Source organism: Pseudoduganella sp. HUAS MS19 (assembly GCF_053615455.1).
This window is the reverse complement of sequence record NZ_CM132133.1, coordinates 5,720,235-5,742,022: the sequence shown is the minus strand read 5'-3', so window position 1 is coordinate 5,742,022 and position 21,788 is coordinate 5,720,235. Positions and strand designations below refer to the sequence as shown.

Annotated in this window: 15 protein-coding genes; all 15 read left to right on the top strand. The window is 65.8% G+C overall.

Annotation, left to right across the window (positions count from 1 at the left end):
* Entirely contained in the window at positions 1-1,368 is a 1,368-nt protein-coding gene (gene mpl, locus ACWBU6_RS26260; RefSeq protein ID WP_452646268.1) for a UDP-N-acetylmuramate:L-alanyl-gamma-D-glutamyl-meso-diaminopimelate ligase, read from the top strand.
* Complete coding sequence (locus ACWBU6_RS26255; protein ID WP_452646267.1) at positions 1,368-1,949, top strand: YqiA/YcfP family alpha/beta fold hydrolase; 582 nt, start codon at positions 1,368-1,370, stop codon at positions 1,947-1,949. Before mpl ends, ACWBU6_RS26255 begins: the two co-directional genes overlap by 1 nt.
* The gene (locus tag ACWBU6_RS26250) at positions 1,946-2,530 is read left to right on the top strand and encodes a chorismate--pyruvate lyase family protein (protein ID WP_452646266.1); all 585 of its coding nucleotides are present in this window, start codon (positions 1,946-1,948) and stop codon (positions 2,528-2,530) included. Before ACWBU6_RS26255 ends, ACWBU6_RS26250 begins: the two co-directional genes overlap by 4 nt.
* A complete protein-coding gene (locus tag ACWBU6_RS26245; protein ID WP_452646265.1) occupies positions 2,527-4,560 on the top strand; it encodes an RNB domain-containing ribonuclease in 2,034 nt (677 codons plus the stop codon). Before ACWBU6_RS26250 ends, ACWBU6_RS26245 begins: the two co-directional genes overlap by 4 nt.
* A gap of 45 nt (positions 4,561-4,605) precedes the next feature.
* Positions 4,606-5,487, top strand: coding sequence for an energy transducer TonB (locus tag ACWBU6_RS26240; protein WP_452646264.1), 882 nt, complete (start codon positions 4,606-4,608; stop codon positions 5,485-5,487).
* Positions 5,487-6,308 carry a shikimate dehydrogenase gene (gene aroE / locus ACWBU6_RS26235; RefSeq protein WP_452646263.1) on the top strand — a complete coding sequence of 274 codons (822 nt, stop codon included), beginning with the start codon at positions 5,487-5,489 and terminating at the stop codon, positions 6,306-6,308. The genes ACWBU6_RS26240 and aroE overlap by 1 nt, the downstream gene beginning before the upstream one ends.
* Positions 6,305-6,997 (top strand): monofunctional biosynthetic peptidoglycan transglycosylase, encoded by a 693-nt coding sequence (mtgA, locus tag ACWBU6_RS26230; protein ID WP_452646262.1) that lies wholly within the window; start codon positions 6,305-6,307, stop codon positions 6,995-6,997. Before aroE ends, mtgA begins: the two co-directional genes overlap by 4 nt.
* A complete protein-coding gene (locus tag ACWBU6_RS26225; protein WP_452646261.1) occupies positions 6,994-7,371 on the top strand; it encodes a DUF4124 domain-containing protein in 378 nt (125 codons plus the stop codon). Before mtgA ends, ACWBU6_RS26225 begins: the two co-directional genes overlap by 4 nt.
* A 102-nt stretch (positions 7,372-7,473) precedes the next feature.
* Positions 7,474-8,439, top strand: coding sequence for a magnesium/cobalt transporter CorA (corA, locus tag ACWBU6_RS26220; protein WP_452646260.1), 966 nt, complete (start codon positions 7,474-7,476; stop codon positions 8,437-8,439).
* Between the two features lie 8 nt (positions 8,440-8,447).
* Positions 8,448-10,436 (top strand): acyltransferase family protein, encoded by a 1,989-nt coding sequence (locus ACWBU6_RS26215; RefSeq protein WP_452646259.1) that lies wholly within the window; start codon positions 8,448-8,450, stop codon positions 10,434-10,436.
* 105 nt (positions 10,437-10,541) lie between these two features.
* The gene (locus tag ACWBU6_RS26210) at positions 10,542-11,234 is read left to right on the top strand and encodes a hypothetical protein (RefSeq protein ID WP_452646258.1); all 693 of its coding nucleotides are present in this window, start codon (positions 10,542-10,544) and stop codon (positions 11,232-11,234) included.
* 1 nt (position 11,235) lies between these two features.
* Positions 11,236-12,096, top strand: a complete 861-nt coding sequence (locus tag ACWBU6_RS26205) for a hypothetical protein (protein ID WP_452646257.1) — start codon at positions 11,236-11,238, stop codon at positions 12,094-12,096.
* 279 nt (positions 12,097-12,375) lie between these two features.
* Positions 12,376-13,506 carry an ATP-binding protein gene (locus ACWBU6_RS26200; RefSeq protein WP_452646256.1) on the top strand — a complete coding sequence of 377 codons (1,131 nt, stop codon included), beginning with the start codon at positions 12,376-12,378 and terminating at the stop codon, positions 13,504-13,506.
* 57 nt (positions 13,507-13,563) lie between these two features.
* Positions 13,564-19,434 carry an alpha-2-macroglobulin family protein gene (locus tag ACWBU6_RS26195; RefSeq protein ID WP_452646255.1) on the top strand — a complete coding sequence of 1,957 codons (5,871 nt, stop codon included), beginning with the start codon at positions 13,564-13,566 and terminating at the stop codon, positions 19,432-19,434.
* Positions 19,434-21,746, top strand: a complete 2,313-nt coding sequence (gene pbpC / locus ACWBU6_RS26190) for a penicillin-binding protein 1C (RefSeq protein WP_452646254.1) — start codon at positions 19,434-19,436, stop codon at positions 21,744-21,746. Before ACWBU6_RS26195 ends, pbpC begins: the two co-directional genes overlap by 1 nt.
* Positions 21,747-21,788: the final 42 nt, after the last annotated feature.

Sequence of the window (21,788 nt, the reverse complement as noted above, 5' to 3'; positions counted from 1 at the left end):
ATGCACATCCACATCCTAGGCATTTGCGGCACTTTCATGGGCGGTCTTGCCGTCCTGGCAAAGGAAGCCGGCCACCGCGTGACGGGCTGCGACGCCAACGTCTACCCCCCGATGAGCACGCAGCTGGAAGCGCAGGGCATTGAGCTGATCCAGGGTTTCGGCCCGGAGCAGGTGGCATTGAATCCCGACCTTTACGTCATCGGCAACGTGGTCTCGCGCGGCAATCCGCTGATCGAAGAGATCATGAACCGCAACCTGCCGATGATCTCCGGCCCGCAATGGATCGGCGACCACATACTGAAAGACAAATGGGTGCTGTCGGTGGCCGGGACGCACGGCAAGACCACCACCTCGGCCATGCTGGCCTGGATCCTGGAACATGCCGGCTACGCGCCCGGTTTCCTGATCGGCGGCATCCCGCAGAACTTCGGCATTTCGGCACGCCTGGCCGGCCCGGGCGCCAACTCCGAATTCTTCGTCATCGAGGCGGACGAGTACGATACCGCCTTCTTCGACAAGCGCAGCAAGTTCGTGCACTACCACTCGAAGACGGCCATCCTGAACAACCTGGAATACGACCACGCCGACATCTTCCCCGACATCGGCGCCATCGAGACCCAGTTCCACCACCTGGTACGCACGGTGCCGGGCATCGGCCGCGTGATCGCCAATGCCGATGAAGCCAGCCTGCAGCGCGTGCTGCAGCGCGGTTGCTGGAGCGAGAAGGAAACCTTCGGCAGCACGGCAGGCGCCGACTGGGCCATGACCGAACATGCCGACGGCAGCTTCGACGTCATCTTCCAGGGCGCCAAGGCCGCCACCGTGACCTGGCAACTGACCGGTAAACATAACCGCTACAATGCGCTGGCAGCGATTGCCGCCGCCCGCCACGTCGGCGTGCCGATCGAAGTCGCGGCCCAGGCGCTGGACAGCTTCCAGAGCGTCAAACGCCGCATGGAAGTGCGCGGCACCGTCAACGGCGTGACCGTGTACGACGACTTTGCCCACCACCCGACTGCCATCGAGACCACCGTCGGCGGCCTGCGCCAGAAGGTCGGCAAGGACGTCCGCATCCTGGCCGTGCTGGAGCCGCGCTCCAACACCATGAAGCTGGGCACCATGAAAGACGCGCTGCCGGGCAGCCTGAAAGAGGCCGACCTGGTATTTGGCTTCGGCAGCGAAAAAGCCCTGGGCTGGAAGCTGGGCGAGGCGCTCTCGCCCATGGGCGAAATCGCATCGGCATACGAAGACCTGGACGTGATGGTGAACGCCATCGTCGCGCAGGCCAGGCCGGGCGACCATATTATTGTGATGAGCAACGGCGGCTTCGGCGGCGTCCACCAGAAATTGCTGGAGGCCCTGAAGTAATGATGTTGTACCTGCACGGCTTCCGTTCCTCGCCGCTGTCGATGAAGGCGCGGCTGACGGGGGAGCGGATGGCGCAGCTTGGCCGCAGCGCAGAATTCCTATGCCCGCAATTGCCGGCCAGCCCCAGGCTGGCCATGGAACTGGCCTGCGGCCTGGTGACCGGCGTGCCGCCGGAGCAACTGGCCATCGTCGGCTCGTCGCTGGGCGGCTACTACGCCACCTGGATGGCGGAAAGGCTCGGCTGCCGGGCCGTATTGCTGAACCCTGCCGTGGTGCCGATGCTCGACCTCGACCAGCACGTTGGCGTCACCACCGCCTACCACTCGGACCAGCCGTTCGAGTTCAAGCGTGAATATATAGAGGAGCTGCGCGCGCTGGCCGTGCCGCAAGTCACACGGCCGGAACGCTATTTCCTGCTCGCCTGCACCGGCGACGAAGTGCTGGACTACCGCGACATGGTGGCCCATTATGCCGGTGCGCGGCAGAAGGTCGTGCCGGGCAGCGACCACGCCATCAGCGAATACGCCGCCTACCTGGGCGAGGTGCTTGCCTTCTGTGGCGTCACGGGCGAGTTTCAATGAAAGGTCAATCGCTGCGCCAGGCCAACTGGCACGGTCACGTGCTCGCGACAAACGCCCCCTACCCATACCGCCAATGGCTGACCGGCGGCGGTTCGCTGACCAATAAGCTGAAAGCGCACAGCAGCGCTTTCCGCGTGCAATTGCTGCACCAGGACACGGCAATCTGCCTGGCCGACGAAGCCAACATCATCGGCTATCATCGCCCCGGCCGCGTCTGGGAGAGGGAGGTCCTGCTGCGGTGTGATAATACGCCGGTCGTCTTCGCCCATACCGTGGTGCCAATGTCGGCCGACGCCTCGGACTGGCCGCTGTTCAGCGCCCTGGGCGAACGCTCGCTCGGCAGTACGCTGTTCGGCGACCCGCGGGTGCGGCGCGGGGAACTGGAATTTGCGCGCCTGCGCGCGACGCATCCGCTGGCTGTGCGCGCCCGCGGCGCCCTGGCGGCGCAGGGCGCCGCGGTGCCGGATGATGCTTTACTGTATGCACGGCGCTGCCTGTACCGGCGCCATGAAGGAACTTTGCTGGTGACCGAGGTGTTCCTGCCTCCGGTGCTCAAGCTCGAACGGAATAATGCGAAATGAATGTATTTTTTGAAGAATCTGGCGATTTCAAAGCGGGCAGCGTGCTGTCGCAAGCGGGCGAGGCTTACCAGGTTGAAATGGCAAGCGGTAAACGCAACAAGGTCAAAACCAAGGACGTGATGCTGCAGTTCGACAAGCCGTCGCCAGTTGAGCTGATGGAGCAGGCCAAGGCCATCGCCGCCGACGTCGACCTGGACTTCCTGTGGGAAGTGGCGGGCGAAGAGGAGTTCGGTTTCGCCGAGCTGGGCGCCGAGTATTTCGGCCACGCCCCGCAGCCAGCCGAGGCGGCCGGCCTGATCCTGAGCCTGCACTCGGCGCCGATCTATTTCCACAAGAAGGGCCGCGGCCGCTATAAGAAAGCGCCGGAGCAGACCCTGAAGGCGGCTTTGGCGGGCATCGAGAAGAAGAAACAGCAAGCCATCATCCAGGGCCAGTATGCCGAGCAGTTGAAGGCGGGCAGCCTGCCGGCCTCGATGCAGAACATCGTGAGCCAGCTGCTGTTCAAGCCGGACAAGAACACCATCGAATACAAGGCGCTGGAGCAGGCCGCGAACGAGGCGCACACCACGCCGGCGCGCCTGATGCTGGCGGCGGGCGGCATCAAGTCGCCGAAAGAGCTGCATATGGCAAAGTTCCTGTTCGAGAATTTCCCGAAGGGCCATGGCTTCCCGGAGCTGCCGCTGCCATCCGCGCCGGCCAACCTGCCGCTGGCGGCAGTGGAAGCGTTCTCCATCGACGATGTGACCACCACCGAGATCGACGACGCTTTCTCCGTCGTGCATCAGGCGGACGGCAAGGTCCGTGTCGGCATCCACATTGCCGCGCCGGGCCTGGGCATCAAGCCGGACGATGCGATCGACAAGATCGCGCGCGGCCGCATGTCCACCGTGTACATGCCAGGCGACAAGATCACCATGCTGCCCGACAGCATCGTCGACGCTTTCACCCTGGCCGAGGGCAAGACTTGCCCGGCCCTGTCGCTGTACGCCGTGCTCGATCCGGCCGACTGGTCGGTGGTCTCGACCGAAACCCGGGCCGAACTGGTGCCGATCGCCAACAACCTGCGCCACAACGCGCTGGATGAACTGGTCAACGAAGAAACCCTGGCCAGCGGCGCCGGCGACTACCCGCGCAAGGCTGAACTGGCCTTGTTGTGGGGCTGGGCCCAGCACCTCGAAGCGGGCCGCATGGTCAAGCGCGAAGCGTTCGGCCTGAAGCCGGAACAGAACAACCGGGTCGACTTCAACTTCTATGTCGAAGACGACGTGGTCACCATTTCCCGCCGCAAGCGCGGCGCGCCGCTGGACAAGATCGTGGCCGAACTGATGATCTTCGCCAACAGCACCTGGGGCAAGCTGATGCACGAGCATGGCGTGCCGGGCATTTACCGCACCCAGGGGCAGGGCGTGGGCGGCTGGGCCGCCAAGATGCAGGTGCGCATGATGACCCAGGCGGCGCCGCACCAGGGCCTGGGCGTGGACCAGTACGCGTGGTCGACCTCGCCGCTGCGCCGGTATACCGACCTGGTCAACCAGTGGCAGATCCTCGCCTGCGCCTCGCATGGCGTGACGGCGCCGATGGTGGCGCCGTTCAAGCACAAGGATGCCAACCTGTTCGCCATCGTGTCTGCCTTCGATGCCGCCTACGCCGCCTATGCCGACTTCCAGTCGAATATGGAGCGCTACTGGTGCCTGCGCTGGCTGGGCCAGGAAAACGCCAGGGAAGTCGAAGCCGTGGTGCTGAAGGATGAAGTGCTGCGCCTGGCCGATATTCCGCTGATCGTGCGCATGCCGGGCATGCCGTCTGTTGCGCGTGGGTCACATGTGAAATTGGACGTGCTGCGCTGGGACGAAGTCGACCTGGCCATCGAAACGCGCCTGCAGGAAGGCTCGATTGTCCTGCCTTCCGAGCCCGAGGCGGAACTGGACGAGGAAGAGGCGCCGGCCGACCCGGCACAGCCGACCGAAGCCGATGCGGAGGAAGCTTCGCTCGCCAGCGAGACGGTTGTTACCGAACCAGGCCCACAGTGAAGTAGAATTCAAGATTCTCTAAAGCATCATTTTTGATTCCAGCGCGTGAAGTATTTCAAAGAAAACCAGTTCCTTGTCATCGCCTCCGCAGTATCGGTGGGTTTCCACGCCGTGGCGCTGATGGTGCATTTCGTCGCCCCCAAAGATTTCAAGGTCGAGCCAACCGACCCCGGCCTTGAAGTCATCCTGGTCAATGCCAAGCATGCCTCCAAGCCCTTGAAGGCCGATGCCCTGGCACAGGCTGACCTGGACGGCGGCGGCAATGCCGATGCCGGCCGCGCCAAGTCGCCGTTGCCGGACATGCGCCGCATGGACACCGGCGACAGCATCAAGGCCTCCCAGCGTTATTTGCAGGAGCTGGAAGAGCGCCAGAAAAACCTGCTGACCCAGGTGAAGAAGAGCCCGCTGTCCGCAGCGCCCGTGACGGACAAGAACCAGACCGACCCGAGCCGCACTGGCGCCGAGCTGATTGAAAGCAGCAAGGCCATCGCCCGCATGGAAGCGGAAATCACGCAGACCATCGAGGACCAGAACAAGCGGCCGAAGAAGACATTCCTGTCGCCGAGCACGCAGGGCGTCGGCTATGCCATGTATTACAACGCTTTCCGCCGCCGGGTGGAGGATATCGGCACCTTGAACTTCCCGCAGAAGAACGGGCGCAAGCTGTACGGCGTGGTGGTGCTGAGCATCCCGATCTTCCAGGACGGCAGCGTCTATGAAAAGGAAGGCGGCACCGTAGTCGAGCGCAGTTCCGGCAACCCGGACCTGGATGCGGCAGCCATCAGCATCGTGCGCCGTTCGGCACCGTTTGGCAAATTCCCGCCGAATATGCGTTCCAAGGACAGGGACGACCTGTGGGTGATCGTGCAGAAGTTCGTGTTTACGCGGGAAGAGAAGGTCCAGGTCTCCTACGGAAGCCCAGAGTAATGGACAGGTACTGCGTTTTCGGCAACCCGATTGCCCACAGCAAGTCGCCTGAAATCCACGCGGCCTATGCGGCGCAGACTGGCCAGCAACTGAGTTACGAAAAATGGCTGGCCCCGCTGGATGGCTTTGGCGCGGCGGTGCAAGCCTTCATTGCCGCCGGCGGCAAGGGCGCCAATGTCACGGTGCCGTTCAAGCTGGAAGCGCACAAGCTGGCCACGGCGCTGACCGTGCGCGCCCAGGCGGCAGGCGCCGTGAATACCCTGGTGTTCGATGCTGACGGCAGCATCACCGGCGACAATACCGACGGCGCCGGCCTGGTGGCCGACATCGTGCACAATGCCGGCGTGCCGATCGCCGGCAAGCGCGTGCTGCTGTTAGGCGCCGGCGGCGCCGCGCGCGGCGTGGTGTTGCCTGTCCTTGAGCACCGTCCCGCGGCACTGGTGATTGCCAACCGCACCGTCGCTACCGCGGAAGCCCTGGTCGAACAGTTCGGCGCACTGGCCGGGACCGGCGTGCTGTCGGCCTGCGGCTTTGCCGACGTGCTGGGCGCATTCGACATCGTCATCAACGCGACCTCGGCCAGCCTGAGCGCCGACCTGCCGCCGGTGCCAGCCACCGTCTTTGCGCCCGGCGCGCTGGCGCTGGACATGATGTACGGCGCCGAGCCGACCGTGTTCATGGCGTTTGCCGCGCAGCACGGCGCCACCGCGCGCGACGGCTTGGGCATGCTGGTCGAGCAGGCGGCCGAAGCCTTCCAGCTCTGGCGCGGCGTGCGCCCGCAAACTGCCGAAGTGCTGCAGCAGTTGCGCGCCAAATTATGATCAGGAAGCTGAAGTGGTTCATCATCGTGCCCATCGCGATTTTCCTCGCGGTGCAGCTCTACTTCTTCGTGCAGATCTGGTGGTGGGTCGAGCATAACCCGGGCATGACGGCTTTCATGCGCGAGCAGCAGGCAGCCATGCAGGAGAAGAATCCGAAAGCGCGCGTGCAGCAGCAATGGGTCAGCTACCAGGCCATTTCGCCGAACCTGAAACGGGCGGTGATCGCTTCGGAAGACGCCAACTTTGCCGAGCACGAGGGCGTGGACTGGGAGGCGATGCAGAAGGCCTACGAGCATAACCAGGAAAAGAAGAAGGGTAAAAAGATCCGCGGCGGTTCGACGATCACCCAGCAGCTGGCCAAGAACCTGTTCCTGTCCGGCTCGCGCAGCTACCTGCGCAAGGGGCAGGAGCTGATCATCACTTATATGCTGGAGATGTTGATGGACAAACGCCGCATCTTCGAGATCTACCTGAACGTGGCGGAGTTCGGGCGCGGCATCTATGGCGCGGAAGCGGCGGCACGCCACTATTACCGGATCCCGGCCTCGAAGCTGGGGCCGGAACAGGCGGCGCGGCTGGCGGTGATGCTGCCGCGTCCCAAATATTATGATGCCCACCGCGAGTCGGCTTACCTGGCGCGGCGTACCGGCATCATCATGCAACGAATGAATTCTGCGGACCTTCCATGAAAAAATATCAAACCGGTATCAGCCTGGTCGCGGTGGCGGTCATTATGGGCGTGTTGGGCGGGGCGGCGGCATTTGCCCTGATCTCGATGCGGCAAGAGCGCAACCTGTTTGCCGAAGGGCTCAACAAGGTCGGCGCCAAGGCGGCGCAAGTGGCGGCGCCAGTGGTGTCGACGGTGACGCCGCCGGCGGCGCCGATGCGCAAGTGCGTCATCAATGGCCAGACCATCATCTCCAACGCCGAATGTGGCGAAAAAGGCAAAGTGATCGAGATCCACGACTCGCGCGGCATCGAGCCGCCGAAGGAGCCGCCGAAGCCGGCGCCGCAAGCGATGCCGAGTGCCCAAGAGCGCGCCATAGAGCAGGCGACGCGTTAAAAATATGCATCGCCGGGGTGGCAGCCCGCACCCCTTTGCGGGTACACTTGCGAAGTTTTTTAGAACCCGCGCTCTACACCTCCTGTCCGGCTGAGATTGCCTATGATCAATGTTTTCGTTTTACAAAATGGCCGGCTCAACCAGGTGCCCATTGAGACGCGCGAAGACCTTGAACAAGTGGCGCCGGTCTGGGTCGACCTGACCGATCCGACAGAAGACGAGCGCGCCTGGGTCAAGTCCATCTACGGCGTAATCCTGCCCGGCGAAGACGAAGTCAAGGACATCGAAGCCTCCGCCCGTTACTACGAAGCGGAAAACGGCGACCTCCACCTGCGTACCGACTTCCTGCTGGAAGAAGACGAGGGTCCGTCGCGCGTGGTGACCGTGGCGTTCATCCTGGCCAAGAAAATGCTGTTCTCGGTGCACACCGACGACCTGCCGGTGTTCCGCCTGGTGCGCATGCGCGCGCGTTCGCGCCCCGGCTCGATCGCCGACTATATGGACGTGCTGCTGGACCTGTACGCCACCGATGCCGAGTATTCGGCGGACGCGCTGGAAGGCATCTACCAGAACCTGGAAGAAGTCTCCGGCCGCGTGCTGCAGGAAGAATTCACCGACAAGGACGCGGCCGACGCCCTGAGCGCCATCGCGCACGAGGAAGACTTGAACGGCCGCATCCGCCGCAACATGATGGATACGCGCCGTGCCGTGTCTTTCCTGATGCGCGGCCGCCTGCTCAATTCCGACCAGTTCGAGGAAGCCCGCCAGATCCTGCGCGACATCGAATCGCTCGATGGCCACACCTCCTTCCTGTTCGACAAGATCAACTTCCTGATGGATGCCACCGTCGGTTTCATCAACATTAACCAGAATAAGATCATCAAGATCTTCTCGGTGGCGTCGGTGGCCTTCCTGCCGCCGACCCTGATCGCCTCGGTGTACGGCATGAACTTCGATTTCATGCCGGAACTGAAGTGGCAGATGGGCTATGGCTGGGCCTGGGGCCTGATGATTGTCAGCGCCGCCGCACCACTGCTGTACTTCCGCCGCCGCGGCTGGCTAAGGTAGGCATCACCATGCCGCAAGCGCAGCCTCAGGACTACCGGCCTGACATCGATGGGCTGCGCGCGGTGGCCGTCCTGGCTGTCATCATCTTCCATTTGCGGGCGGAGTGGCTGCCCGGCGGCTTTGTCGGCGTCGATATCTTCTTCGTCATATCCGGCTACCTGATCACGCGCTATATCCTGCAGGAGCTCGATGCCGGCAGCTTTTCGCTGGCCGAATTCTACCGCCGCCGCATCAAGCGTATCGCACCGGCCCTGCTGCTGGTGGTGGGCACCACGCTGGTCCTGTCGGCCCTGCTGATGCTGCCGGACGATATGCGCAAGACGGCCAAGTCGGCCGTCTGGTCGCTTGCCTCGCTGGCCAACTTCTATTTCTGCTTCTTCAAGGAGTTCGGCTACTTTGGCGGCGGCAACGAAGTCTATCCCTTGCTCCACCTGTGGTCGCTTGGCGTGGAAGAACAGTTCTACATGCTGTGGCCCTTGTTGCTGATGGCCTGGCGGCCGCGCAGGCGGCGCCACTACCTGCTGGTGGCGGGTATCCTGGCGGCCGCCTCCTTCCTTGGCGCCGAGTGGCTCGCCAGAAGCCGGCAGGACCTGGCCTATTTCATGCTGCCCACGCGCGGCGGCGAAATGCTGGTGGGGGCCATGCTGGCGTGGCAGGTGCGCGGCCCGCATGCCGCCTGGCCGCCGCGCATGGCCGGCGCCGCCGCCTGGATTGGCGCGGCATTGATCCTGTGGTCCCTGCTCTTCGTGTCCAAGAGCGACACCTTCCCGGGCTTGCTGGCCGTGCCGCCAACCGTAGGCGCGGCCTTGCTGATCCAGGCGGGGCGCTTCCCTTATCCCGGCGCGCATCTGCTGGCGCATCCCTGGATGGTGGCGGTCGGCAAGGTCTCGTATTCGGCCTACCTCTGGCACTGGCCGCTGATTGCGCTCTGGAGCTACGGCTATGGCGAACCCGGCGTGGGTGCGGCGCTGCTCCTGGTCGCGGCCACGATGCTGCTGGCGGCGCTCAGCTATCGCTATGTCGAAACGCCGGCGCGCCATTCCCGGGCGCCGCTGCTGCCGCTGGCGTGGCGCCAGTTCGTCCTGCCATCGGCCGCCACCTGCCTGGCGGCGGTGGCGCTGGTGTATGGCGGCAGGGTCTGGCCGAGCCTGGTCGACACGCCCTACCACCGGGAGCTGACGCGCCTGTTCAAGCTGAACCAGCCGGCCTTCGGGCAGTCCTATGTCTGCCAGCGGCAGCGCCTGACGGAAACGGATATCAGCAACGACCGCTGCGTGGTGGGCGCCAGCGGCGGCCCGGTCAAGGTCCTGTTGTGGGGGGATTCGAACGCAGCCCACTACATCGGCATGCTGGGCGAATTCGCGCGCCACGAAGCGCTGCAGTTCCGCAATGTGGAGATCGGGGAATGCCCGCCCTTGCTGGACGACCCGGCCCCGTTCCTGCTGCCGAAGCGAATTGCCGATTGCCGCAGTTCGCTGGCCCTGGTGCGCAAAACGCTGGACCAGTACGATACGGTGATCCTGGCCGCTTCCTGGTCGCTGTACCAGCAGCGGTCCGCGCAGTTCCTGGACACGATGCAGGCCACGGTGACCGAACTGGCGCGCCGCGGCAAAAAAGTGGTGCTGCTCGGGAAAGCGCCGGAACTGGCCGGCGTGCACCGCAGCTGCCCGATGAAGGCGCTGACCTATCCCGTTCTCGATTGCGCGCCGCTCAGTGCCGCGCTCAAGCCCGAAATTGCGGCGGCCAACAATTTCCTGCGCGAGCTTGCCGGAAGCCGGCCGAATATCTTCTACTTCGACGCCAATGCCTACCTTTGCGACAATGGTATGTGTCCGTCGCACGAGGCCGATGGCCAACTGCGCTATGCTGACGGCTCCCATTTCACCATGCGCTATTCGTGGCAGCTGGGACGGCGCATCTATGACGCGGAGGGCATCCCTGCCGCTTTCCGCCAGTTATCGGGCGAACAATCGGCCGGCATGCAGCAGGGAATGTAATTTCGTTGATTGAAGGCAACATATTTATTTGCCAAGTCCTGTTTCATGGGTAAAATTTCGCCGCAAAGCCGGTTGCGGCAATTTTAACGATACGAAAGGGCTGAAATGAGATTCCGATTTGGGTTGCCGGTCGCCGCTGCCGCAGCATTCCTGACCGGTTGCGCCACCCCGCTGCAGGCCCCTGTCCCGATGGGTTACAGGCCGTTTGCGGAACCGGGCCTGCGCATCGGGGTCGCGATGAGCAAATTGCCCAAGGCCGATACCAGTTTTCCCGGTGCCGAGTGGCCCTTGTGCCACGCGGCTGCCGCGCTGGCGCACGCCAGGCTGACGGCCCATACCCGGACCTTGCCGGCGGACGACCTGGCCGGCCTGAAGGATGAAATCGCCCAGGTGCTGCAGCGGAAGGGCCAGATACCGGTGGTGATCGAAGAGCCGCTGCTGGTGGAGCAGCTGCCCAAAACCAGCAGCACCGTGCGCAATGCAGCACCCAGGGATTATTCCGCGCTCCAGGCGCGCTACCGGCTGGACAAGCTGCTGGTGGTGGAATTGAAGGAACTGGGCATCACGCGCGCCTATTCTTCGTACATTCCCACCGGCGAGCCCAAGGGCATCGTCAGCGGGGTGTCCTATATGGTCGACTTCAAGGACCATTCCTACGAGTGGTACCTGCCGTTGGTGCAGCAAAAGAGCGCCCTGGGCAACTGGGATGAAGCGCCGGCATTCCCGGGCTTGAGCAATGCCTATTTCCAGGCGATCGAAGCGGCCCGGCAGGCCGTCCTGCAGCCGCTGGCGAACTGAGATGATGGCCCGCCTTCACGCAATGACGCTGGCCGTGCTGCTGGCTTGCCTGGCGCCGGCTAAGGCGGCCGACGCGGTGCAGTCCGATACCGCCTGGTCGCTCAGCTTGCCGGCTACGGAAAAAATCGATTTCCGCGGCCAGGTCAATTTTGACAAGGCAGGGCAGGGGCCGGGCACCATGCTGTACCCTGCGCCTGGCCTGGCTGGTTTTGTCGTGGCCCTGGCGACGCACGCCGCGGTGGTCAAGGGCCAGATGAAGGAGCAGCGCAGCGAGATCGAAGCGGACGCGGACCGGATCCTGGTCCCTTTCAGGAAGACGCTGGACACCTTCAGTTATGGCGAACTGGCTGAGCGCGCCTTTCCGGCAGCGTCGGGCGTGACCTGGTTGGGCAGCGGCGCCCGGCCGCAGTCAGGCTGGCTGATTGCCAGCGCACCGGTGTTTTACATGACGCAGGACCAGAGCGCGCTGATGGTGGACAATACCGTGTCCGTGTTCCAGGCCGGCAGCGAGCAGCCGGTCTACAGCAATACGGTGCGGGTGGTGTCGCGCGCCGTGGAAGTGGAGAACGAGGCCGTCTTCTGGCAACGCAATGGCGGGGCGCGGCTGCGCGAAGTGAGTGCCGCGCTGTTCCGCGCGTCCGTCGAGATCGCGCGTGCGCATGCGCTGGCGCCAGCCACAAGCGCCGGCGCCCAGCGCACTTTCCGCTACCTGGAAGGGAAGCAGGAAGTCGTCGAACGCGCAGAACCGATCGGTGAGCAATGCGGCCGTGCGCTGGTCAGGAACTTGCGCGGCTGGTTGATGTCGATTCCCGTCCAGCGCGCGCGCCCGGCCGGGCCCGAGTGCGAGCCGCCGCCGCTGTAGCAAGCCGGCCTGGGGCAGGGCAGCCGCGTGCCTTCCAGGCCGGCAAGTCAGCAAATATACAACAGGCAGTGTAACCAAAAGGTCCAATAGCCAAGGCCGCTCGGGATGGTCCAGCGGCTTGTCCCGCATGCGCTATGGCAGCAGATGGGCGCCCAGCGTGGCCACCAGAGGCCGGTATTTGTACTTGTCAATCATGAATGGCATTTGCGCCACATATTGACACGATAGTGTCGCCGTCACATTCTTTCGTTTCACAATTTACTTTTTCCCGGAGGCTGAATGACTGAGGTCGGATTGTCTCCTGCATCGCAAGCGATGCTGGCTTTGCGCGACCAGGTGATCGATGCCTGGCGCCAGGCAGCGCGCGAGACGCTGTGCAAGGCCGGCGAGCTGCCCGATCCGATCTTGCAGAACACCTTGCCGACCTTTTACGAGCACCTGGCGCGCCTGCTGACACCGGAGTATTACCAGGCCAGCGGGGTCGACGTGGCGCTGATCGCGCAGGAGCACGGCGGCGAGCGGGCGCGCCTGAGCGGCTACGACACCACCACCCTGATCCGCGAATACCAGCTGTTCCGGCAGGTTCTGTTCAGAATGCTGCACCAGTGCGGCGTGATGCTGACGCATGAGCAGCGCGAGGCGATTGCCACCTCGATCGACAGCGCGATCCGCGAAAGCGTGACGGCGTTTGCGCTGATCCAGTCGGCCCTGCGCGAGCAGTTCATCGCAGCGCTGACCCACGATTTGCGCACGCCCTTGTCGACGCTCAGCGTGGCGGCGCAAGTGATCGAAACCAGGGCGCCGAATGAAGATATCCGCAGGCTGGCCGAGCGCATCGTGCTGAACGCGCAGCGCATCGAAGCGATGACGCGCGATCTGCTGGACTGCATGGTGTTCGAGGGCGGCCAGCGCCTGCCGCTGCATCTGGAGGAGTTCGACCTGGCCTTGCTGGCCTATGAGGTTGCGCAGCAAACGATGGAGCGCAGCGCGCGGCAGGTGAAGGTGGCGTTCGAGTCGGCGCTGGGACACTGGTGCCGTGCTTCGTTGCAGCGGGCGCTGGAGAACTTGCTGGGCAATGCGATCAAATACAGTACGCCCGGTACGCCGGTCCTGCTGCGGGTGGTGTGCCAGGGCGCACGGGTGCAACTGTCGGTGCATAACGAAGGCGAGCCGATCCCGGCGGAAGAGCTGGAATCGATCTTCCAGGTGTATCGCCGCGCACGCGGCGGCAAATGCAGCAAGGATGGCTGGGGAGTGGGGCTGCCGTATGCGCGCCGCGTGGCCGAGAGCCACGGCGGCAGCATCATCGTTACCAGTTCGGCGGCGCTGGGCACCACCTTCCTGATCGACATCCCAATGGACGCGCGGCCTTTCAGCGGCGCGCCGGTCACCGGCTCGTGCACTGGATGAAATAGCCCGCTGCGTATAGAATCCCCGCCAACTTATCAATTGTCTAAGGGGAGCCGGGTGAAGTACATCTGGAATCTGCTCGTACGCGTCGCTGCCGCCGTTTTCGGCAGTGTGTCCTGGTCTCCTCCCGCATGGCTGCGCAGCGCCGGGCAGCGCCTGTTGCCTCTGCGCGCCTGGGCTGCACGCCACCTGCGCGTGGTGGCGGCGCTGGCCGTGCTGATCGTGGCCGGCCTGGCCGCCTACCCCTTCGTCAAGAGCCGCATGCCCTACATCAAGCCGGACAAGGTCGCCTCCGGCGATGCCGGCGTGCGCATCATTGCCCCCGGCCGTACGGAGCTGGAGAACGAGGGGCAGCCGCAAGCCCTGCGTATCGAGTTCAGCGCATCGGCCGCGCCGCTGGCGCGGGTAGGGCGCGAGGCGACGGATGTGCAATTGTCCCCTGCAATCGCCGGCAAATGGACCTGGAACAGCGACCGTGAACTGTCTTTCCAGCCGGCCCAGGATTGGCCGGTCGGCCAGAAGTTTACAATCCGTTTCGGCGCCAAGGCGCTGGCGGCGCACGTCACGGCGGACAAGGAATACGAATTCGAAACCGCGCGCTTTGCCGTCACGGTCGCCAACGGCGAGTTTTACCAGGACCCCACCCAATTCAACCTGCGCAAGGGCGTGTTCGAAGTGAAGTTCACGCACCCGGTGGCGCCGGCCGAATTCGAAAAACGCCTGCGCATGGAGCTGGACGGCAAACCGGCGAAGTATACGCTCACTTACGACAAGTGGAAGGTCGGCGCCACGATCCAGTCCGAGCCGCTGGCCATCCCGCAGGACACGGCGGCGCTCACGCTGCATATCGATGCGGGCGTGAAGGCCCAGCGCGGCGGCGATGGTACGCCCGAGGAAGTGACCAGGGCGGTGTCGGTACCCGGCCTGTTCGGGCTGGAAGTCCAGGCGCTCGAGACGCAAATCGTCACCGGCCAGACCGGCGACATGGAAAATGTCCTGAAGATCACCACCGGCATGGCAGTCAACGAGAAGGAAGCGGCGCGCACGGTCAGCGCCTGGGCGCTGCCGGCCGCCACCAATGAAACGAAGAGCTGGGACGATCCGGCCGAGGTCACCGAGGCCGTGCTGAAGAACGCCCGGCGCCTGGCGCTGACGCCGTTGCCGCAGGAGCGCGACAATTCCGAACTCCATGCCTTCCGGTTCGAAGCCGATCCGGGCAGCTTCATGTTCGTGCGCATCGCGCAAGGCATGAGATCGGTCGGCGGCTACCAGTTGGGCCGCAAGCGTGAAGCAATCCTGCAGGTGAAGGCTTCCGCGCCCGAGTTGTCCATCATGGGCGCGGGCGCGTTGCTGGCGCTAAATGGCGAGCGCAAACTGCCGATCATGGTGCGCGACATCCCGGGCGTGAAGGTCGAGATCGGCCGCGTGCTGCCGCACCAGCTGCATTTCCTCGCCACGCACTCCTCCGGCAACTATGCCAGGCCTGAGTTCTACCAGGGCCTGGCGCCGGACAGCCTGACCGAACGCTTCGAGAAGAAGCTGCCGTTGAAGCTGGCGCCGGGCAAGACGCATTTCGAGACCGTCGACTTTTCGGAATACCTGAAAACCGACGGCGGCGAGCGGCGCGGCATTTTCCTGGTCAAGGTCAATGGCTACGATCCGTCCCGGGAAGACGAGGGTCAGCCGGCCGGCCCGCAATACGACCAGGAAGCAGGCGAAGGCGAGGGCATGGGCGAGGAGCAGTACAGCGGCGATGCCGGCGCGCTGTCCGATAGCCGCCTGGTCATGCTGACCGACCTGGGCCTGGTCAGCAAGCGTGCGCTGGACGGCTCGCAGCAGGTGTACGTGCAGTCCATCGGCAGCGGCACCCCGGTGGCCGGCGCCACAGTCGAAGTATGGAGCCGCAACGGCCTGGTGCTGCACACCCAGGCGACCGATGCCGGCGGCACGGTGCGCCTGCCGGACTTGCGCGGCTACACGCGCGAGAAGCAGGCGGTGCTGCTGGTGGTGAAGAAGGCCGGCGATACCGCCTTCATGGCGCTGAACCGCAGCGACCGCGCGCTGGACATGTCGCGCTTCGACGTCGGCGGCACCCACAGCGGCGGCCTGCCGAACCAGATGCGCGCCTACTTGTTCTCGGACCGCGGCATCTACCGCCCCGGCGACACCATCCAGGCCGGCATCATCGTCAAGAGCGGCGACTGGAGCCAGAACCTGAAGGACTTGCCGGTGGAGGCCGAAGTGGTCGATGCGCGCGGCCAGACGGTGCGGCGCGAGAAGCTCAAGCTCGGCCCGGCCGGCATGGCCGAAGTCGCCCATCCCACGCTCGATAGCGCGCCCACCGGCAGCTACACGATTTACCTGAACCTGCCGCGCGACGGGGCGCAAGGCGAACCGCTGCGCCTGGGTTCGACCACCGTCAAGGTGCAGGAATTCCTGCCCGACCGCACCAAGGTCGCGCTCAAGCTGTCGGCCGATGCGACTGAGGGCTGGGTCAGCCCGCAGTCGCTGACGGCGCAGATGAATGTGCAAAACCTGTTCGGCACGCCGGCGCCCAACCGCAAGGTGGAGGCGGTAGTGACGCTGACGCCGGCCTATCCGGCCTTTGCATCCTGGCCCGGCTACAGCTTCTACGACCCGCAGCGCGCCAAGGACCGCTTCAGCGACACCATCGCCGACCAGAAGACCGACGACAAGGGCGACGCCAGCTTCGACCTGGGCCTGCACCGCTACCAGTCCGCCACCTACCAGCTGCACGTGCTGGCCAAGGCCTTCGAGCCGGAAGGCGGCCGCAGCGTCAGCGCGGAAGTGCAGGCGCTGGTGTCCGACGCGCCCTACCTGGTCGGCTACAAGGCCGATGGCGACCTCGATTACATCAACCGCGGCGCGGCGCGCAGCGTGCACCTGATCGCGATCGACCCGAAAGCGCGCAAGACTGCCGTCTCCGGCCTGACGCTGGAGCGCTATGAGAACCGCGTGCTGTCGGTACTGGTCAAACAGGCCAACGGCCTGTTCAAGTATGAGTCACGCGGCAAGGACGTGTTGCTGAAGTCGCAGCCGTTTGCCATTGCGGCCGGCGGCGCGCAACTGGCGCCGGCGACCGATACGCCGGGCAACTTCACCTATGTGCTGAAAAATGCCCAGGGCAGGGCGCTGGCCCAGTTCCGCTACAGCGTGGCGGGCAGCGGCAACGTCACGCGCAGCCTGGACCGCAACGCGGAACTGCAGCTGACGCTGAACAAGAAGGATTACCAGCCCGGCGAGGAAATCGAGATCAGCGTGCGTGCGCCCTACACCGGGTCCGGCCTGATCACGATCGAGCGTGACAAGGTGTATGCCTACAAGTGGTTCAAGGCGGACAAGAACGCCTCGGTGCAGAAGATCACGCTGCCCAAGGACTATGACGGCAACGGCTACGTGATGGTGCAATTCACGCGCGACCCGTCGTCCGACGAGATTTACATGAGCCCCCTGAGCTACGGCGTGGCGCCGTTTGCCACCAGCCTGGAGCGGCGCACCACCAGGTTCGCGCTGAAGGCGCCGGAGCTGGTCAAGCCGGGGCAGACGGTGCAGTTCCGCCTCGACGCGCCCAAGCCGGTGCGTGCCGTGGTGTTTGCGGTGGATGAAGGCATCCTGCAGGTGGCACGCTACCAGGCGCCCAATCCCTTGCAGTACTTCTTCCAGAAGCGCGCGCTGGAAGTGACGACCGCGCAGACCCTGGACCAGATCCTGCCCGAGTTCCGCAAGCTGATGCAGGGCGCGGCGCCCGGCGGCGACGGCGACGGCGAGGCCGGCAAGCACCTCAATCCGTTCAAGCGCAAGCGCGACAAGCCCGTGGCTTACTGGTCGGGCATCGTCGACGTCAACGGCAGCCGGGATTTCAGCTATACGGTGCCGGATTACTTCAATGGCAGCCTGCGCGTGATGGCGGTGGCAGTGGATGACAGCTCGGCTGCCGCGGCCAGCGCCAAAACCACGGTGCGCGGCGATATCGTGCTGCTGCCGAACGTGCCGGTGGCGCTGACGCCGGGCGACGAGGCCGAAGTAGGCATCGGGGTGGCCAACAATATCAAGGGCTCGGGCAGGAATGCTCCCGTGGCGCTCACACTGCAGGTGGCGCCGGCGCTGGAAGTGGTCGGCAAGCCCCAGGTGACGCTGGCCATCAACGAAGGCGGCGAGGCGACTGCGCGCTTCCGCGTGCGCGCCCGCAGCGGCGCCCAGGCGCAACTCGGTTCGGCCAGTGTCGTGTTCAGCGCCCAGTACCAGGAGCGCAAGGCCAGGCTGTCGACCGACCTGTCGGTGCGGCCGGCTTCGGCGCTGGTCACCCTGGTGCAGAGCGGCCGCTTCAAAGGCGGCGGCGAAATCGCGACGCAAGGCCAGTTCTATCCGCAGATGCAGCGCAGCGAGCTGTCGGTATCGGCCACGCCGTGGTCGCTGGCCTCGGGCATGCTGCGCTACCTGCAGGAGTACCCATACGGCTGCACCGAGCAGATCGTCAGCCAGATGATGCCGACGGTGCTGCTGGCCAACCGGCCGGACCTGGCAAAGGAACTGCAGGCGGCGAAGGCGGGCGGCGCGGCGGTCGATCCGAAGAAGGGCTTCGAGCGCACGCTGACCGTGCTGCGCTCGCGCCAGAGCGGCGATGGCGGCTTCGGGCTGTATGGCCCGGGCGAGTCGGCGCATCCGTTTGCCACCGTGTATGCGGCGCAGATGCTGCTGGAGGCGCGCGAACACAAGCTGCAGGTGCCGGAAGACATGCTGGCGCGTTCCCTGGCCTGGCTGCAGAACTACGCTGCGCGCGGCGGCGACGACCGCTACGGCTGGCGCACGCGTGCCCAGGCCGCCTATTTGCTGACCCGCAGCGGCGCGGTGACGACGGCGGCCCTGGTGAACCTGCGCGGCGCAACGCCGAAGGATGCGCGCGCCGGGCAGGCCGCCGAAGCCGACATCGGCAACGCCTATCTGGCGGCCAGCTACCAGATCCTGAAGCAGGACCAGGTGGCGGCCCAGCTGCTCGACCCGCTGTGGAAAGACATGCTGGCACGCCTGGCGAAGAAGGAGCAGTTCAAGAGCTGGGGCTGGTATTACGACTCGCTGGTGCATGACGCCACGCTGGTGACCCTGGTGGCGCGCCACTTCCCGAACCGGCTCAGGGAACTGCCGCCGGAAGTGTTCGACCGCCTGGCAGCCTGGATGAGCGAGGGCTGGTACAGCAGCCTGTCGTCGGCAGCCGTGGTGACTGCGGTCGATGCCTACAGCACGGCTGCCGCCGGCGGCGCCGCCGGCGCCATCACGGCCCGGGCGCTCGACCGCCAGGGCAAGGAGAAGGCGCTGGAACTGGGCGCGCTGAAGCCGATCGCCAGGGCGGCAGTGCCGAACGATGCGGCGCGGCTCAAGCTTGGCAGCAGCGGCGGCCTGCCGCTCTATTATTCGCTGGCGGAGACCGGCTTCGAGCGCAATATTGCCGCCACGGCCGCCTCCAACGGCATCGAAATCATCCGCGAATTCGTCGACGGCGCCGGCAAGCCTTTGTCGGAGGTCACGCTGGGCGACGAAGTGACGGTGCGGGTACGCGTGCGTGCCGTCGGCCGCAGCGAGGTGCAGCAGGTGGCCCTGGTGGATGTGCTGCCGGGCGGCCTGGAGCCGGTGCTGAGCAGCCCGTCGGACCAAGACTCCGACGCGCCGCTGTGGCAGCGCCGGGTCGGCACCCGGGGCTGGAGCTGGAACGTCGATTACGTCGACCTGCGCGAAGACCGCGTCATCATCTTCGGCAATGTCGGCAGCAGCCAGGCCGAGATCACCTACAAGGTGCGGGCCACCAATGTCGGCGAGTTTGTCGTGCCTGGCGCGTTCGGCGAAGCGATGTACGAGCGCAAGGTGTTCGGCCGCTCGGCCGGCGCGAAGCTCGTGATCCGGGACCGCAAGTGATGTGGCAAGGCCTGCGCGCCCGGGCCGGCCGCTGGCGGCGCGCCGCCGCTGTGGCAGCTGCCTGCGCGCTGGCGGTGCTGGCGCTGCGCCTCTGGCCGCATGAACCCTTGCTGGCCGGCCAGCCCTGGTCGCATGCGGTGCACGCCAGCGGCGGCGAGCTGCTGCGCCTGACTTTGGCGGCGGACCAGCAATTCCGCCTGCCGTTGCGGCTGGAGGAGATGCCGGCGGCGCTGCCGCAAGCGGTGCTGCTGTACGAAGACCGCTGGTTCTACTGGCATCCCGGCGTCAACCCGCTGGCGCTGGTGCGCAGCGCCTGGGCCAGCGCCACCGGCACGCGGCGCCAGGGCGGCTCCACCATTACCATGCAGCTGGCGCGCCGCCTGTACGGCATCGACAGCCGCAGCATCGGCGGCAAGCTGCAGCAAGCCGCGGCCGCCCTGTGGCTGGAAGCGCGCTACGGCAAGCGCGACATCCTGCAAGCCTACCTCAACCTGGCGCCCTACGGCGGCAACGTGGAGGGCGTGGGCGCGGCCAGCCTGGTCTACTTCCGCAAGAGTGCGGCCGCGCTGGTGCTGCCGGAAATGCTGGCGCTGGCTGTCATCCCGCAGAACCCGCGCCAGCGGCTGGTGAGCGCTTCGGCCCCGGCTGCGCTGCGCGCCGCCCGCGCGCGGCTGTGGCAGCGCTGGGCGCAACACCACCCGCAAGACCGGCGCTGGCAGGCCGACATGCAGCTCACCTTGCGTACGGAAGGGCGGGCCAACATGCCGTTCCTGGCGCCGCACCTGGTCGACCTGCTGCTGCGCGAACAGCAGCAGGCGCTGCAGACCCAGGGCGCGCTCGGCTCCAGCCTCGACCTGCGCGCGCAGCGCGTGCTGGAGCGCGTGATCGGCGACTACCTGCGCGCGCGCGCCGACACCGGCGTGGTCAATGCCAGCGCCATGCTGGTCGATACCGCGACCATGCAAGTGCGGGCGCTGGTGGGTTCGGCGGACTACGGCAACGCCGCGATTGCCGGGCAAGTCAACGGCACCCTGGGACGCCGCTCGCCCGGCTCCACCCTCAAGCCGTTCATCTACGGCCTGGCGCTGGACCAGGGGCTGCTGCACCCGAAGACGGTGCTGCGCGATACGCCGTCCGCCTTCGGCGCCTTCACGCCGGAAAATTTCGACGGCCGCTTCGCCGGGCCGCTGCCGGCGGAAGACGCCCTGATCCGCAGCCGCAACGTGCCCGCGGTCGCCGTGGCGGCCAGGCTGTCGCGCCCCGACCTGCACGACTTCCTGCAGCAGGCCGGGGTGGCGCACATGAACACGCGCGAGCACTACGGCCTGGCCCTGGTGCTGGGCGGCGGCGAGGTGACGATGGAGGAGCTGGTGCAGATGTATGCCATGCTCGCCAACGGCGGCCAGTGGCGCCCGGTCACCTACCGCGGCGCGGCGGCGCCGGGGCAGCAGCGCCGCCTGCTCAGCGAAGAAGCCGCCTATATCACGCTCGATATGCTGCGCCGCACGCCGCGTCCCGACACCGCCGCCCCCGGCCAGCCGGCGATCGCCTGGAAGACCGGCACCTCCTGGGGCTTCCGCGACGCATGGACGGCAGGCGTGTTTGGCCGCTACGCGCTGGCGGTATGGCTGGGCAATTTCGACGGCGCCGGCAATCCGGCCCTGATCGGCGTCGACATGGCCGCCCCGCTGTTCCTGCGCATTGTCGACGCCTTGCGCGCCGAACGGCTCGATCCCGGCCCCGTGCCGCGCGCGCTGCCGGCGGACCTGCGCCTGGTGGACGTGTGCGCCGCCAGCGGCGAGCTGCCCGATGCCGCCTGTCCGCGCGTCGTGCCATCCTGGTTCATCGCCGGCAAGTCGCCGGTCAAGCGCAGCACGCTGCACCGCCAGGTATGGATCGACAAGGACAAGGGCACGCTGGCTTGCCAGCAGGGACCCAACACGGTGGCCAGGACGGTCGAAGCCTGGGATTCCGACGTGCAGCAGCTGATGCGCCAGGCCGGGCTGCCCTTGCGCGGCAGCGGCGCCTGCGGCGCGTCCGACGCCGACAGCGCGCCGCGCATCCTGCAACCGCTGCGCAGCGTGCGCCACGTGATACGCGCCGGCCATCCCCAACCGATCCTGCTGGTGGCGCAGGCGGCTGGCGAGGTCAGCGAACTGTTCTGGTTTATCGATGGCGCGCTGCTGGGGCGCGCCGCGCCCGGCGCGACCGTCGCCTGGCAGCCGCCCGGCCCCGGCCGCTACACGGTGCGCGTGGCCGACAGCAACGGACACGCCGACACACGCGACATCGACATCGACCTGCTGCCCTGAACTTAGAGGATGAAAGTCGGGGTCAGCTCCGGCAATCACATT